Source organism: Bradyrhizobium sp. CCGB20 (assembly GCF_024199855.1).
Taxonomy (GTDB): domain Bacteria; phylum Pseudomonadota; class Alphaproteobacteria; order Rhizobiales; family Xanthobacteraceae; genus Bradyrhizobium.
The window spans coordinates 3,426,489-3,441,275 of record NZ_JANADN010000001.1 but is presented as its reverse complement, the minus strand read 5'-3'; the positions used below and the strand labels follow the sequence as shown (position 1 = coordinate 3,441,275).

Below are 14,787 nucleotides of genomic sequence, written 5' to 3'. Positions count from 1 at the left end.
CCGTCCGCAATGCAAATCGAGAGGTCCCCATGGCCGCCGTTTATTCCGACCTCACCGGCAAGGTCGTTCTCGTCACCGGCGGCGCGTCGGGAATTGGCGCTGCGATCGTGCGGCGCTTTGCGCAGCAGAAATCCAATGTCGTGTTCTTCGACATCAAGGCCGAGGATGGGCAGCACCTGGAGCGCGAGCTATCGGATCAAGGTCTCAGCGCGCATTTCATGCGCGTCGACGTGACCGATATCGCCGCGTTACGCACCGGCGTCGCGGAGGCGCGCAACGTGCACGGGGCGATCAGCATCCTCGTCAACAATGCCGCCCATGACGAACGGCACAGGACCGAGGAGATGACGCCGGAGTATTGGGACGACCGCATCGCGGTGAACCTGAAGCACCAGTTCTTTGCAGCGCAGGCCGTGTTGCCGGACATGAAGGCGGCGAACGCCGGCGCTATCATCAACTTCGGCTCCGTGTCCTGGATCGCCGGACAAGGCGGCATGGCCGCCTACACCGCCAGCAAATCAGGCGTGATCGGTCTCACACGCTCTCTGGCGCGCGACTACGGTCCCTACAATATCCGCGTGAACGCGATCGCGCCGGGATGGATCATGACTGAGCGCCAGCTCGAGAAATGGATGACGCCTCAGGGCGAAGTCGAGCTGATGCAACGGCAATGCCTGAAACGCAAGCTCATGCCCGACGAGGTCGCGAAGTTCACCGTCTTCCTCGCCTCCGACGAGGCCTCCGCCTGCACAGCTCAGCACTACATCGTCGATGGCGGCTGGGTCTGAGGTAAGCGGCGGCACCAACGCCTTTTGTGCAGCGCTTCCGCAGCTTTTTTGGGTACCGCTCAACGCCCCTAAGAACGAGCGGCTCCGGCCGGCGGCACGTCGAGGCGAACGGCAATACCATTCAGATCAGGGGTCGGCGCCGGATAGAGCTTCATGACCAGTGGATCATGCCCGGGAACGATGTGGTCCACGTCCGGCGCCGCAGCGCGGAGCTTGTCAAAACCCACCAGCATGTCGCCGACATGAAACGCCGTCGTGAACGGCCGTTCGCTGGTCATGTTCTCGTAGAAATGGCTGACGTCGGAGGCGAGCACGACAGGGCCACGGCGCGTGTTGACGCGGACGAACTGAAGACCGGCGGAATGCCCACCCGCCGCATGCACCGTCAGTCCGGGCGCAATCTCGGCGTCGCCGTCGTAGAACAGCACCCGGCGCGCATAGTTCAGCCGCACGATCCCGCAGACGTCCTCGACTTCGAACGAATGCGACAGTCTCGGATATTGCATGTAGCGCCCGGTGGCGTAGGCGAGCTCGCGCTCCTGGAGATGAAACCGCGCATTCGGAAACCGGTCGAAATTGCCGGCGTGGTCATAGTGCAGATGCGTGAGGATCACATCTTTGACATCAGTGACGTCGACATCGAACGCGCGGAGCGTCTCCACCGGGCAGCGCAGGAATGTCCGCCTGCGCTGCTTTGCGATGTCGGCATTGAACCCGGTGTCGATGACAAGGGTGCGCCCGCCTCCCCTTGCCAGCCACATGAAATAATCCATCGGCATCGGCCCGTCATGCGGGTCGCCGCCGATGAAGTGCTCGCTCCGCTGCGCATCCCGCGTCGCGTAGCGGATGGCAAAGAGCTCGTATTCCGGGTCAGCCATCGGACACCCGCGCTCAAGAACCGGCCGCATCGACCTCGTTGAAAGCCTCGCGCGCATTGCGGAAGGCGTCGATGCCGGCGGGAACGCCGCAATAGACGGCGACCTGAAGCAGGATCTCCTTGATCTCCTCCTTGGTCAGCCCGTTCTTCAGTGCGCCCTTCACGTGCAGCTTCAGCTCGTGCGGTCGATTCAGCGCGCCGAGCATCGCCAGATTGACGATCGAGCGCGTGCGCCGGTCGACGCCGGGCCGCGTCCACAAGGCACCCCAGCAGAACTCGGTGGACCACTCCGCCATCGTGCGCGTGAACTCGTCGGCGCCTGCGATCGACTTGTTGACGTAATCCTCGCCGAGCACCTCCTTGCGAACCTTGAGGCCCTTTTCGAACAGTTCGGTCTTGCTCATGATCGTCCCTTTCCGGTCTTGAGAGATTCTAGTTGGAAGTTGTCTGGCGCAACGCCGAGGGCGGCCGCAGCGATTGCAGGAGTTTTCCGACGTCATCGACTGCATCGATCCGCCCGACCGCGTAGATCACGCTATCCGCATCCCAGTCACTTCGACCGGTCCGCACGCCCTCGCGAAGCTTCTCTTCGATGTCGCGATCCGACAGTGGCGCAGCCTGGCTGCCGCGCGGAGACATCACGGTCTCGGTGAGAACCTCGCCGGACGACAGGCGCAAGGTGACGCGCGCAGCACCATCCGGCATCTGGGCATCAAGCTCTGCTCTCACCTTCTGCCGCACCTTCGCGATATCGGGCCGGACCACGGTCTCTTGCGCGAACTCGGTCACGCCGGCCGCACCGAGCAGCAGCCCGCACGCCACGCAATGATGGATGCTGACGCGCGCATCGCGCTCGTTGTTGACGGGGCGATCGCCACGCGCAAGCAGCAGCGCCGAACCCTGCACGGCCACCGACTCGATCTGATCGGTTCGCCGGCCAATCCGTTCGCGCAACAGCAGGCAGGCATCGATGACCGAATGGAACACGATGCCGGCGGGATAGGGCTTGTAGGTGTTCTTCGCGATCTCCCAGCTCCTGCCGAGACCGTCGAGCAGACGGGCAAGATCGGGCTGGTCGCCCATGGTGCGGGCCCAGCCGAGCGGTCCCTCGATGGCGCACGGCGCCGCCTCGTAGCCCTGTTGCGCAAGCAGCGCGGCGAACAAGCCGTTGCGCGCAGCGTTGCCCACGCTGACATTCTTGGCAGCGCTCGGCAGGTTCTCGACATTGCCGGCCGACTGGCTCGCCGCGATCCCGATGGCGTTCGCAATCCCTTCCGCCGGCAGCTCCAACAACTTCGCGCACGCCGCTGCCGCGCCAAAGATTCCGCAGGTCGAGGTGATGTGCCAGCCACGCGCGTAATGGCGCGGCGAGACCGCGTTGCCGATCCGGCATTCGACATCGACGCCGAGGATGAATGCCGTCAGCACCTCCCGCCCCGACAGCTTGCGCGCCTCCGCGAGCGCCAATATCGGCGCAGCGACCGGCGCTGCGGGATGAATGATCGTCTCGGGATGCGTATCGTCGAAGTCGAGCAGATTGGCCGAGATCGCATTGAGAAACGAGGCGCACAGCGCATCCATCGGCTCCGCATGGCCGATGATTGTCGATGTCGCGGCGCCGCTGAACGGCGACAAGGTGCGCATCGCAGCAATGACCACTGGATCGCGTGCGGAGCCGAGCGCGGTCGCGAAGAAATTGAGGATCGATCGCCGCGCCTCGTGGCTCTGCGCCTCCACGTCCGCCCATGACGAGGACGCAACGAAATCAGCGAGCGTCTTGCTCACACTCGGAATTGGGGCTTGCGGCACGCGGGGCGTCTTCCTCGTTTTCCCGGACCATATGACGATCCGCGGCAAACTGTCGACCCTAAATGTTATGCTTGACAGCTTGTCTGACAATCATAACAATCCCGGCCGTTGGCGCGGGATCCCGCTGCCACGACGACGGCGGCCGAGTGGCCGGCCGGCGAAAGCGTTTGACCAACGAGATCAAGAAGGCGCGCCCGTCACGGGATCGCGCGACAGGGAGTAGACGATGGCGGGAGAGATCCTCGGCGTAATCGGCACGGGCCGCATGGGTGGCCCCATGGCGGGGCGATTGATCGACGCGGGCTATTCGCTCGTCGTCTATGACACGCAGGCTGATGCGACCCAGCCGCTGGTCAAGCGCGGCGCTGAAGCCGGCAAATCTCCGGCAGACGTCGCCTCGCGCGCCGACATCGTGCTCGTGAGCCTGCCGACGCCCGACATCGTCAAGGCCGTCACGCTCGGCCAGGACGGCATCAGCAGCGGCAACCGCGCCAAGATCGTGATTGATCTGTCGACCTCAGGCCCCGGCGCGGCGAAGCTCGTTGCGGAAGGCCTGAAGGCCAAGGGCATGACGCTGGTCGATGCGCCCGTCAGCGGCGGCATCAAGGGCGCCGTCAACGGCACGCTGGCGGTGATGGTGTCCTGCCCGCAGGCGACCTACGAGACCGTCCAGCCGATCCTGAAGAACTTCGGCAAGCTGTTTTACACCGGCGACAAGCCCGGCGTGGCGCAGACCGCCAAGCTCGCCAACAATCTGATGGCGGCAGCAGCGCTTGTCATCACCTCGGAAGCCGTCGCGATGGGCGTCAAGGGCGGCGTCAACGCAAAAGTGCTGATCGACATCATCAACGCCAGCAGCGGCCGCAACAGCGCCTCCGAGGACAAATTCCCCCGCGCGGTCCTGCCCGGCACGTTCGATTTCGGATTCGCCACCGGCCTTTCCTACAAGGATGTCCGCCTGTGCGTCGACGAAGCCGAGGCGATGGGGGTGCCGATGGTCTGCGGCGCGGTGGTACGGCAGATGCTTGCGATCACCAACGCCAAGTACGGCGCCGCGTCCGACTTCACCTCGATCGCCAAAGTGCTCGAGGAGTGGGCCGGGGTCGAGATGCGCGGCTGATCGCGCACACCTTCAGGGAGAGCGATTGCGATGACGATCGGCCCGACCGGATCCGGCAAGGTATCGCTCGCGCGCCAGATGGCGCGGAGCGTGCTTGCGCTGGATCTCGGAGACTTCGGGCCCGACGTCGTCGCCAAGGCAAAACTCTGCCTGCTCGACTTCCTCTCCTGCGCGTTCGAGGCCGGCCATCATCCCTGGAGTCGCCAGGCGGTTGCGATCGCGCAAAGCGGCGGCAGCGCGACGATCATCGGGACCGCGCAACTTTCCTCGCCGGCCGACGCCGCCTTCGCGAATGCCGTGATGGGACATGGCCTCGTCCGCGAAGACATGCATGCGGCCAGCATCGCACACCATGGCGTCGTGATCTGGCCAACTCTCCTCGCGCTGTCGGAGCAGACGCCGCTGCACGGCGCGAGGCTGCTCGCTTCTGCCATCATCGGCTACGAGACCGGCGCGCGGATCGGCCGCGCGCTGCTGACCTCCGACCTTGCGCGGCTCTATCGCCCGACGGGCCTGGTGGCGCCGCCGGGCGCGGCGCTCGCGGGAAGCTTCGCGCTCGGCCTGTCCGAAGATGCCGCGACCAGTGCCATCGCGATTGCGGCCAATACGTCCAGCGGCCTCAACGAATGGCCGCATGCCGGCGGCTCGGACATGTATTTCCATCCGGGCTTCGCCGCCAGCAACGCGATCAAGGCCATCGGTCTTGCAGCGGCCGGCGCCTTCGGCTCCGAAACGATCCTCGAGGGCGAAGCCGGCCTGTTCGCCGCCTATCGGCGCCAGGCAGCGCCCGGCAGCATCGCGCTGTTCCCCGATGGCGAATGCGAGATCATGGCGGTCTACAACAAGCCGGTGCCCGCCTGCAATTTCGCGCAGACCGCGGTACAGGCCGCGCTCCGAGTCTCGCACGAGCTCGTCAGTGCCGACGACATCGAGCGGGTCGTCATTCGCGCGCCGGATGCCGCTGTTCGCTATCCGGGTTGCGAGTCCGCAGGGCCCTATCGCAACGCCCTCCAGGCCAAGATGAGCATCCCGTTCAGTGTCGCGGCCACCCTGGTGCGCGGCGAGATCGAGGAAGAGAATTATGCCGGGCTCGACGATGCCGACATTATCCGCCTGGTTTCGGTGACGGACCTTCGAGCCGATACCGGCTTCACCGCCGCCTTCCCGGGTAAGCAGGGCGCGGATGTGACCGTGCATCTGCGGGGCGGCCGGACGATCCGGCACGCTTTGCCCGACGTCATCGCCGCAACGCCCTCAGACATTCGCACGCGCTTCCGCGCCGCCGCCGGCCATGTCCTCGGCAAGGACCGCGCGCATCGGCTCGAGCAACTCATCGACGATTGCGAACAGCACGGCGATGCCGCTGTCATCGCAGCACAATGCCGTCTGGACGCGCCGGAACGAGTTTTACGATCGGCATCATAAGAAATGCCAAAGTGTACGGGGGAAACATGGTCGACCGGGAGACCAGCCTAGCAGCGCCACCGGCGCATGATCGTCGGCAAGCCAGCGCCATGCGGAGGCAGGGCTGATGGAAGGATTCTTTCAAGCGCTCGCCGCGGGCCTGCTGATCGGCGCCGTCTACGGCCTGATGTGCGTCGGGCTCGGCCTGATCTTCGGCGTCATGCGCGTCATCAACTTCGCCCATGGCGATTTCATGATGCTCGGCATGTACACCGCCTTCTATCTCTTCACCGCCGCCGGCATCCAGGCGCTGTTCGGCAATACGGTCGGACCGTTCGTCGCCATCCTGCTGGCCGGGCCCGTGCTCGCCGTGTTCGGCTATTTCGTCCATCTCGCGCTGATCTCGCACGTATCAGGGACGCGCACCGCCTCGCTCGAGGGCGAAGGCCATTACGCGCAGCTCATCCTCACGCTCGGCATCGCGCTGATCCTGCAGAACGGCGGCCTCATCGTGTTCGGCTCGGTGCTGGCCTCGATCCGCACGCCGCTGTCGAGCTCGGCCTGGGAGCTCGGTCCCTTCTTCGACATGAGCGTGTTCCTCAACAAGGCGCGCAGCATCGATGCGGTCGTTTCGCTGGCGATCATGATTCTCCTCGCGCTGCTGATCACGCGGACGCGGATCGGCAAGTCGCTCCGCGCCGCCGCGGATAATCCGACCGCAGCGACCTATATGGGCATCGACGTCGACCGCGCGCACCGCACCGCCTTCGCGCTCGGCTGCGGCATCACCGCAATCGCCGGCGGCCTGCTCGCCACCAACTATCCGTTCCATCCTTTCGTCGGCCTCGAATACGTCATCGTCATGTATGCCGGCGTCGTGCTCGGCGGCATGGGCAGCATCATCGGCGCGTTCTGGGGCGGCATGACGATCGGCCTCGTCCAGCAGATGTCGACGCTGATCCTGCCGACGCAGTTGCAGAACGCCGCGATCTTCGCGGTCTTTCTCCTCATCATCTTCTTCCGCCCGCAAGGTTTCTTCGGGCGCATGGTCGAGAGGACGTGACCATGCTCCGGATACGATCCTTTCTTCCTCCCCTGCTCTTCACGCTCGCCTATGCCGGGATCTCGCTCGGCGTCACCAACTCCTACTACCAGCTCATCCTGACGCTGGTGCCGGTGTGGGCGGTGTTCGGGCTGTCCTGGAATCTGCTCAGCGGCTATACCGGGCTGATCTCGTTCGGCCACGCCGCTTTCTTCGGCATCGGCGCCTATGCCACCGCGCTCGGGCAGATCTATTTCAACATCTCGCCCTGGCTGCTGATCCCGGTCGCCGCCCTGCTCGGCGGCATCGCCGGCCTCCTGATCGGATTTCCGACCTTTCGCCTGCAGGGCCACTACTTCGCCCTTGCGATGCTCGCCTACCCGCTCGCCATTCTCTACGTGTTCGAGTGGCTCGGCTTTCAGGAGGTGACGCTCCCGATCAAGCGCGATGCGCCGATCGCCTTTATGCAGTTCTCCGATCCCCACATCTATACGCTGCTGGGGCTCGCCATCATGTTGGCCACCATCGTGCTGACGCAAATGATCGAGCGCTCGCGCTTTGGCATGGCGCTGCTCGCGATCAAGCAGAACGAGGCCGCGGCTGAAGCGGCCGGGATCAACACGCTGGCCTGGAAGCTGCGCGCCATCACGCTGAGCGGGGCAATCGCCGCCGCCATCGGCGGGTTCTACGCGCAGGTGCTGCTGGTCGTGACCCCGGCATCGGTGTTCGGCATGCTGGTCTCGGCGCAGGCACTGACGGTTGCGATGTTCGGCGGCGTCGGCACCGTCTGGGGCCCGGTCATCGGCTCGGTGATCCTGATCCCGCTCGCCGAGATCCTGCACGCCGAGGCCGGCGCGCGTATCCCCGGCATCCAGGGCGTCATCTTCGGCCTTGCCATCGTCTGCGTCATCCTGTTGGCGCCCGAAGGTCTGTTCTGGAAATTGCGCGATCTCATGCGCAAACGGCTCGCGCCGAAGTCGGTCGGCGGCGGCGTCCCCGAAGCATCGACCGCCAACGTCACGGCGCTGAAGCCCGCCGCGCGACAACGTGCAGCCACCGGCGAAGTCGTGCTCGAGGTCCGCAACCTCTCGCGCTCCTTCGGCGGCCTCAAGGCCGTGCAGGACGTCAGCTTCAAGCTGCACAAGAACGAGATCCTCGGCATCATCGGACCCAACGGGGCGGGCAAGACCACGCTGTTCAATCTGCTCAACGGCTTCCTGAAGCCGAGCCAGGGCGAGGTTCTGATCGACGGCCGCAACATGTCCGGGCAGCGGCCGCACGTGATCTGCGAGGCCGGCATTGGCCGCACCTTCCAGGTCATGCGTCCGTTCTTGCGCATGTCGATCCTCGACAATGTCGTGGTCGGCGCCTATGTCCGCGCCCGCTCCGACGAGGAGGCGCGCAAGCTGGCCGCCGACGCGGTCGCTCGTGTCGGGCTCTCCGCGGTGGCGGATCGTGTCGCCGGCGAGCTCTCGACCAAGGAATTACGCCTGATGGAGCTGGCGCGCGCGATCGCCGGCCAACCGCGCATCCTGCTGCTTGACGAGACGCTCGCGGGCCTCGGCCACGGAGAGGCAGACGAGGTCGTCGCCGTGATCCAGCAGCTCGCACGCGACGGCATGACCATCGCCATCATCGAGCACACCATGCAGGCGATGGTCCGGCTGGTCGACAGCTTCCTCGTGCTCGACCACGGCGCCGTCATCACCGAGGGCCTGCCGGAGGTCGTGACGCGCGACAGCCGTGTGATCGAGGCCTATCTCGGCAAGAAGTGGGTGGGCCATGCTGCGAATTGAGGGATTGAGCGCGGGCTATTCGGCCAAGCCCGTCCTGAACGACGTGTCGATCAATGTCGGCGCGGGCCAGTTCGTTGCGATCGTCGGGCCCAATGGCGCCGGCAAGACCACGCTGTTCAAGACGATCTCCGGCATCGTGAAGCCGAGCGGCGGAGGAATTACGTTCGACGGCGTCGATCTCCTCGCAGTGCCGCCGCCACAGCGCGCGCATCTGGGCATCGCCCACGTCCCCGAGGGCCGCCAGGTCTTCCCGTCGCTGACCGTGATGGAGAATCTGGAAATGGGCGCGATGACCGAAAGCGGCCGGCGCGACTGGCAGGCCAATATCGAGCGCATCTTCGAATGGCTGCCGGTGCTGAAGGAGCGCCGCAATCAATTCGCCGGCACGATGTCCGGCGGCCAGCAACAGATGCTCGCGATCGGCCGCGGCCTCGCCTCCTCGCCCAAGCTGCTGATGCTGGACGAGCCATCGATGGGGCTCGCGCCCTCGACCGCGGATTTCATCTTCGAGCGCCTGATCGAGATCCGCCGCCATTCCGGCCTGACCATGCTGCTGGTCGAGCAGCGGGTCGCCGAAGCGCTGGAATCCGCCGACCACGGCTACGTCCTCGAAGCCGGATACGTCGTGCTCGAAGGCAACAACGACACGCTGCGCGCCGACGACCGCGTGCGCAAGGCCTATCTCGGCATGTGACGAACAGAAAAACAAAGACCAGGGAGAGAACAAAATGAACAAGACATCGAAGGGGCTGACGCGCCGGACCGTGCTGTCCGGCGCCGCTGCCGTGGGCCTTGCCGGCGTGGCCCGCGCACAGGCCCCGGCCGAGATCAAGGTCGGACTGATCGTCCCGCTGTCGGGCATCTACACCCGCCCTGGCCAGGTGATGAAGATGGGCGCCGAGATGGGCATCGAGCATATCAACGCGCAAGGCGGCATCAAGGCGCTCGGCGGCGCCAAGCTGAAGCTGGTCGTGATCGACTGCGGCGACACCACCGAGAAGGCCAAGAACGCGGCGCAGCGCATGGTGGCGCAGGAGCCCGATTTGGTCGCCGCCACCGGCTCCTATCTCTCCTCCTTCACCCTCGCCGTCACCGAAGTGACCGAGCGGGCCGAATTGCCGGTGCTGACGCTGTCCTATTCGGATCTGCTGACCGACCGCGGCTTCAAATACATCTTCCAGACCGCCGCGACCGCGAGCCGCCAGTCCGAGCTCGGCCTGCCGACATTGATGAAGCTCGCCGAGAATGCCTCAGGCAAGAAGCCGAAGACCGTGGCGATGCTGATGGACAACACCGCGACCTCCGTCGCTACCGCAAAGGCGCTCAAGGAAAAGCTGTTCGCGCAGGAAGGCCTCCAGCTCGTGGTCGAGGAGGTCTGGACCCCGCCGCTGTCGGACGCGACGCCGCTGATCCAGAAGGTTCGCTCGGCAAAGCCCGATCTGCTGCTGTTCATGCCGAATGCGGTGTCGGACGCCAAGCTCGGGCTGGAGAAGATCAGTGAGTTCGGCCTCGGCCAGGGCAAGATCCCGACCGTGTCCTTCAGCATCACCATTGCCGAACCTGACATGCTCCAGAGCGTGAGCCCCGAGACCGTGCAGGGCATCATGACCATCGTCGCCAACTGGGGCTCGAAGGGCCACGAGGCGCTGATCGCCGAGCTCAAGGCCAAATACAAGGAGCCCTGGATGACGCAGAACGTCATCTCGACCTATGGCGACATGTGGCTGATGAAGGAAGCGCTGGAGAAGGCCGGCAAGGCCGACCGCAATTCGGTCGCGCAGGCCTTCCGCACCATGGATGCGGGCCCGTCGAAATACTATCCGGGCGGGCAGCTCAAGTTCGACGAGAAGGGCCGCCGCGTCGGCGCCGGCGTCGTCATCGTGCAATGGCAATCGGGCGTGCCTGTCACCGTCTATCCGCCCGAGCTCGCGCAGGCGGAGCCGTTCTGGCCGAAGAAATCCTAATAGCGTCGCGCGATTTTTCAGGGAGGAGAATTGTCATGACTGCAAAGAGCAAGATCACGATCTCGCGGCGAACCCTGCTGGCCGGCGCGTCCGGCACGCTGATCGCATCCCGCGCCTGGGCGCAGCAGCCTTCCGAAGTGAAGGTCGGCCTGCTGGTGCCGATCTCCGGGCTCTATGCCCGCCCGGGCACGGTGATGCGCGAGGGCGCCGAGATGGCGGTCGACCATATCAACGCGCAAGGTGGCATCAAGGCGCTCGGCGGCGCCAAGCTGAAGCTCGTCGTGCTCGATTCCGGCGACACCACGGAGAAGGCCAAGAACGCGGCCCAGCGCATGGTGGCGCAGGAGACCGATCTCGTTGCGGCCAGCGGCGCCTATCTGTCTTCGTTCACCCTCGCAGTGACCGAGGTGACCGAGCGCGCCAATTTACCCATGCTCACCCTCTCCTACTCCGACCTCATCACCGAGCGCGGATTCAAATACGTGTTCCAGACCGCCGCCACCGCAGGTTCGCAGGCACGGCAAGCGTTGCCTCAGATCATCAAGCTGGCGGAGACGGCCTCCGGCAAGCGACCGAAGACGGTCGCGATCCTGACCGACAACACGGGGGCCTCGATCGCCTCCGCAAAGGCGATGCGTGAGGGCCTGCTGGCGGAGAACCAGCTGCAGCTGATCGTCGACGAGACTTTTACGCCGCCGCTGGCGGACGCGACATCGCTGGTGCAGAAGATCCGTTCGGCAAAGCCCGACCTGCTCTTCTTCCTGCCGACGGTGATCTCGGACGCAAAACTGCTGCTCGAGAAGATGAACGAGTTCGGCCTCGGCCAGGGCAAGGTCCCGACCATCTCGTTCGGCATCGCGATCGCCGAGCCGGACATGCTGCAGACCGTCAGCCCCGAGCTGCTCCAGGGCGTGCTGACCTGCGTCGCGAGCTGGGGCGCCAAGGGACACGAGGCGCTGATTGCCGAATTGAAGACCCGCTACAAGGAGCCATGGATGACGCAGAACGCGATCTCCACCTATGGCGACATGTGGGTGATCAAGGACGCGCTGGAGAAGGCCGGCAAGGCCGACCGTGTCGCCGTGGGCGAAGCGCTGCGCACCATGGATGCCGGCCCCTCGAAATACTATCCGCTGGGCGAGATCAAGTTCGACGAGAAAGGCCGCCGCGTCGGCGCCGGCATGACCATCGTGCAATGGCAATCCGGCGTGCCGGTGACGGTGTTCCCACCGCAGCTCGCGCTGGCACAGCCGTTCTGGCCGAAGAACTGACGCCCGCAAATAAAGGAAAACAACATGGACAAGGCAACCTACGACCGCGGTCTCGAAATCCGCAAGAGCGTGCTCGGCAACGAGTTCGTGGACAAGGCGATCGCATCCGCGGACGAATTCAATCGCCCGATGCAGGACCTCACGACGGAATATTGCTGGGGCTACGTCTGGGGCCGCGAAGGCCTGACGCGAAAGACCCGCAGCTTCCTCAACCTCGCCATGCTCTGCGCGCTCAATCGCCCGCACGAATTGAAGACGCATGTCCGCGGCGCGCTCGCCAACGGCGCTACCAAGGAGGAGATCCGCGAGGTCTTCATGCAGGTCGCGATCTATTGCGGCGTGCCGGCGGGCGTCGATGCCTTCCGGAATGCGAAGGAAGTCTTCGCCGAGCTCGACAAGACATAGCGGAGCGCCTGGCGATGAAGGGCAAATGGGCACTCGTGACCGGCGCGACCGCAGGCCTTGGCTTTGCCGTCGCGGAAGGGCTCGCCGGCGCGGGCGCCAACATTGTCCTTCACGATCTCGTCGCGCCGAAGCAGGCCGCGGATGATCTTCGCGCCCGCTTCGGCGTGGAGGTCATCGCGGCCGGTACCGATCTCGCCCAGCGCGAGGCGATCGAAGCGATGATCGCCGACCTGCTCGACCGCTGCGGTGCCATCGACATTCTCGTCAACAACGCCGTTGTCCGGCATTTTTCGGCGATCGAGCAGTTTCCGCCCGATCGCTGGGAGCAGGCGCTGGCCGTCAATCTTTCCGCGCCGTTCCACCTGATCCGCCTGGCGCTGCCGGCCATGAAGCAGCGCCGCTGGGGCCGCATCATCAACATGGGCTCGATCTATTCGAGCCGCGCCGTCGAGGACCGCATCGACTACGTCACCACAAAGACGGCAATCCTCGGGATCACCCGCGCGGTGGCCATTGAGACGGCGCGCAGCGGCATCACTTGCAACACGATCTGCCCCGGCACGCTGCCGACGCCCGCCATCCTGAACAAGATCGCGACGATCGCATCGAACAGCGGCCGACCGGTCGACGACGTGACCTGTGAGTATCTCGGCGAGCGCCAGCCGACGCAGCGCTTTGTCGAAATGAGCGCCGTCGCCGCCATGGTCGTCTTTCTCTGTGGCCCCGCCGCAAACGACATCACCGGAGCCAGCCTGCCGATCGACGGCGGCTGGTCGATTGCATGAGAGCAATGGAATGGGAGTGCTGCGATGACTGAACAATCGGGCCAGACCGTCGTGCTGACGGGCGCCGCCGGCGGCATGGGACGCGCCATCACCAAAGCGTTGCTGGAGAGCGGCCGCCGCGTCGTGCTGGTCGATCGCGACGCCAAGGCCCTCCAGGAGTTGGCCGCGACGGCGGGCGCCGCAGTGTTTCCGATTCAGCTCGACATCAGCGACGCAAAGGCTGTGGATGGCCTGCCGGATGCCATTCCAGGTCATTTCAAACCGGTCGACATTCTCATCAACAATGCCGGACACGATATCGGCGGACGGACTCGCTTCGACATTGGTTCTGCCGACGACTGGTCCAACATCATCCAGACCAATCTGATCGGCCTGATGCGCGTCACCCGCGCGATCCTCCCCGGCATGGTCCAGCGCAATTCCGGCCATGTCGTCAACATCAGCTCCATCAACGCGGTCCGTATTGTCCCGGATATGGCGGCCTACAGCACCAGCAAGGCGGGCGTGCACATGTTCACCGAAACCCTCCGGGGTGAGCTCGCGGAAACCGCGATCCGGGTGACCGAACTCCAGCCCGGCCTGACCCGGACCAACATCATCCTGACCCGCTACCGCGGCGATCAGCAGAAGGAAAAGGACTATTTCGACCAGTTCAGGATGGCGCTCGAGCCGGCCGATGTCGCTCGCTCGATCGTCTTCGCCCTTGACCAGCCCCCGCACGTTCAAATTGCCGAAATGATGATTCTGCCTGTAAACCGGTACTGACTTTTCCCAACCAGGGCCCGGACATGGAAAGACGTAGCGAATTGCAGTCGACACTCCGCATCGAGGACGTCCCGACCGTCCGGGCGATGGTCGCGCAAAAGCTGCGCGAGGCGATCATGTCGGGAACGCTGAAGCCGGGCCAGCGGCTGGTCGAGCGCGAACTCTGCGAGATGATGGGCGTCAGCCGCCCCTCGATCCGCGAAGCGCTGCGTGCCCTCGAAGCCGATGGCCTCGTCAACATCGTCCCGCACCGCGGTCCGGTGGTCTCCACGATCAGCCTGGAGGAAGCCCGGCAGCTCTATGCGGCACGCGCGGTCCTCGAAGGCTTCGCCGGCCGCGAATGCGCCAGGCTCCACGATCCGGAAGTGGCTCGGCGCATCGGGGAAGCCCTGACGCGGCTGAAGGCGGCCGCGGCCAAGCAGGATCTCGTCGGCAGCCTCGAAGCCAAGACCGACTTCTATGCCGCGCTGATCGGCGGCTGCCGCAACGCCTTCATCGAGCGCATGCTCAAGCCGCTGCACGACCGCATTCAGCTGCTGCGGATCACGTCGATGTCGCAGCCGAAACGGATCAACAAGAGCCTGCGCGAAGTCACCGCGATCTGGCGCGCGATCCAGAACGGCGATCCAGACCTCGCCGAGCGCTGCTGCGTCGATCACATCAACGCGGCTGCGGTGGCCGCGCTCGACATGATTGAACGAAACGCCGCCAAGGAGGCGACGCCCTCCGACGACTAGAAAAACAAGAATTCAGGGAGTGTT

15 protein-coding genes are annotated in these 14,787 nt (G+C 65.0%); 12 read left to right on the top strand and 3 right to left on the bottom strand.

The genetic code is table 11. The features are described from left to right. Positions 1-29 precede the first annotated feature (29 nt). The gene (locus NLM15_RS15730) at positions 30-788 is read left to right on the top strand and encodes an SDR family NAD(P)-dependent oxidoreductase (RefSeq protein ID WP_254117975.1); all 759 of its coding nucleotides are present in this window, start codon (positions 30-32) and stop codon (positions 786-788) included. A 68-nt stretch (positions 789-856) separates the two neighbouring features. On the opposite strand, the gene NLM15_RS15725 is transcribed toward NLM15_RS15730, so the two are convergent. The 3 genes from NLM15_RS15725 to NLM15_RS15715 are packed head-to-tail and all read right to left on the bottom strand — an operon-like array spanning position 857 to position 3,474. Then, positions 857-1,666 (bottom strand): N-acyl homoserine lactonase family protein, encoded by an 810-nt coding sequence (locus NLM15_RS15725; protein WP_254117974.1) that lies wholly within the window; start codon positions 1,664-1,666, stop codon positions 857-859. 13 nt (positions 1,667-1,679) lie between these two features. Continuing rightward, positions 1,680-2,069 carry a carboxymuconolactone decarboxylase family protein gene (locus NLM15_RS15720; protein WP_008557256.1) on the bottom strand — a complete coding sequence of 130 codons (390 nt, stop codon included), beginning with the start codon at positions 2,067-2,069 and terminating at the stop codon, positions 1,680-1,682. Positions 2,070-2,097: 28 nt separating this feature from the next. Next, positions 2,098-3,474, bottom strand: a complete 1,377-nt coding sequence (locus NLM15_RS15715; protein WP_254117973.1) for an MmgE/PrpD family protein — start codon at positions 3,472-3,474, stop codon at positions 2,098-2,100. A 226-nt stretch (positions 3,475-3,700) separates the two neighbouring features. Here NLM15_RS15715 and NLM15_RS15710 point away from each other — a divergent pair, with 226 nt between their 5' ends. The 11 genes from NLM15_RS15710 to NLM15_RS15660 all read left to right on the top strand — a co-directional run bounded on the left by NLM15_RS15710 (position 3,701) and on the right by NLM15_RS15660 (position 14,763). After that, a complete protein-coding gene (locus tag NLM15_RS15710) occupies positions 3,701-4,594 on the top strand; it encodes an NAD(P)-dependent oxidoreductase (RefSeq protein ID WP_254117972.1) in 894 nt (297 codons plus the stop codon). Positions 4,595-4,624: 30 nt separating this feature from the next. Further along, entirely contained in the window at positions 4,625-6,019 is a 1,395-nt protein-coding gene (locus tag NLM15_RS15705; protein WP_254117971.1) for an MmgE/PrpD family protein, read from the top strand. A 106-nt stretch (positions 6,020-6,125) separates the two neighbouring features. Next, positions 6,126-7,061, top strand: coding sequence for a branched-chain amino acid ABC transporter permease (locus NLM15_RS15700; protein WP_254117970.1), 936 nt, complete (start codon positions 6,126-6,128; stop codon positions 7,059-7,061). Between the two features lie 2 nt (positions 7,062-7,063). Further along, the gene (locus NLM15_RS15695) at positions 7,064-8,836 is read left to right on the top strand and encodes an ATP-binding cassette domain-containing protein (protein ID WP_254117969.1); all 1,773 of its coding nucleotides are present in this window, start codon (positions 7,064-7,066) and stop codon (positions 8,834-8,836) included. Further along, positions 8,823-9,530 carry an ABC transporter ATP-binding protein gene (locus NLM15_RS15690; protein ID WP_254117968.1) on the top strand — a complete coding sequence of 236 codons (708 nt, stop codon included), beginning with the start codon at positions 8,823-8,825 and terminating at the stop codon, positions 9,528-9,530. Before NLM15_RS15695 ends, NLM15_RS15690 begins: the two co-directional genes overlap by 14 nt. Before the next feature lie 34 nt (positions 9,531-9,564). After that, the gene (locus NLM15_RS15685) at positions 9,565-10,800 is read left to right on the top strand and encodes an ABC transporter substrate-binding protein (protein WP_254117967.1); all 1,236 of its coding nucleotides are present in this window, start codon (positions 9,565-9,567) and stop codon (positions 10,798-10,800) included. A gap of 35 nt (positions 10,801-10,835) precedes the next feature. Next, positions 10,836-12,071: an ABC transporter substrate-binding protein gene (locus NLM15_RS15680; RefSeq protein ID WP_254117966.1), complete on the top strand. Its 1,236-nt coding sequence runs from the start codon at positions 10,836-10,838 to the stop codon at positions 12,069-12,071. 24 nt (positions 12,072-12,095) lie between these two features. Further along, entirely contained in the window at positions 12,096-12,476 is a 381-nt protein-coding gene (locus NLM15_RS15675; protein WP_028140570.1) for a carboxymuconolactone decarboxylase family protein, read from the top strand. Positions 12,477-12,490: 14 nt separating this feature from the next. Beyond that, positions 12,491-13,261 carry an SDR family oxidoreductase gene (locus NLM15_RS15670; protein WP_254117965.1) on the top strand — a complete coding sequence of 257 codons (771 nt, stop codon included), beginning with the start codon at positions 12,491-12,493 and terminating at the stop codon, positions 13,259-13,261. Between the two features lie 24 nt (positions 13,262-13,285). After that, positions 13,286-14,026, top strand: a complete 741-nt coding sequence (locus tag NLM15_RS15665) for an SDR family oxidoreductase (protein WP_254117964.1) — start codon at positions 13,286-13,288, stop codon at positions 14,024-14,026. Between the two features lie 23 nt (positions 14,027-14,049). After that, positions 14,050-14,763 carry a GntR family transcriptional regulator gene (locus NLM15_RS15660; RefSeq protein ID WP_254117963.1) on the top strand — a complete coding sequence of 238 codons (714 nt, stop codon included), beginning with the start codon at positions 14,050-14,052 and terminating at the stop codon, positions 14,761-14,763. The last annotated feature ends 24 nt before the right edge of the window (positions 14,764-14,787 follow it).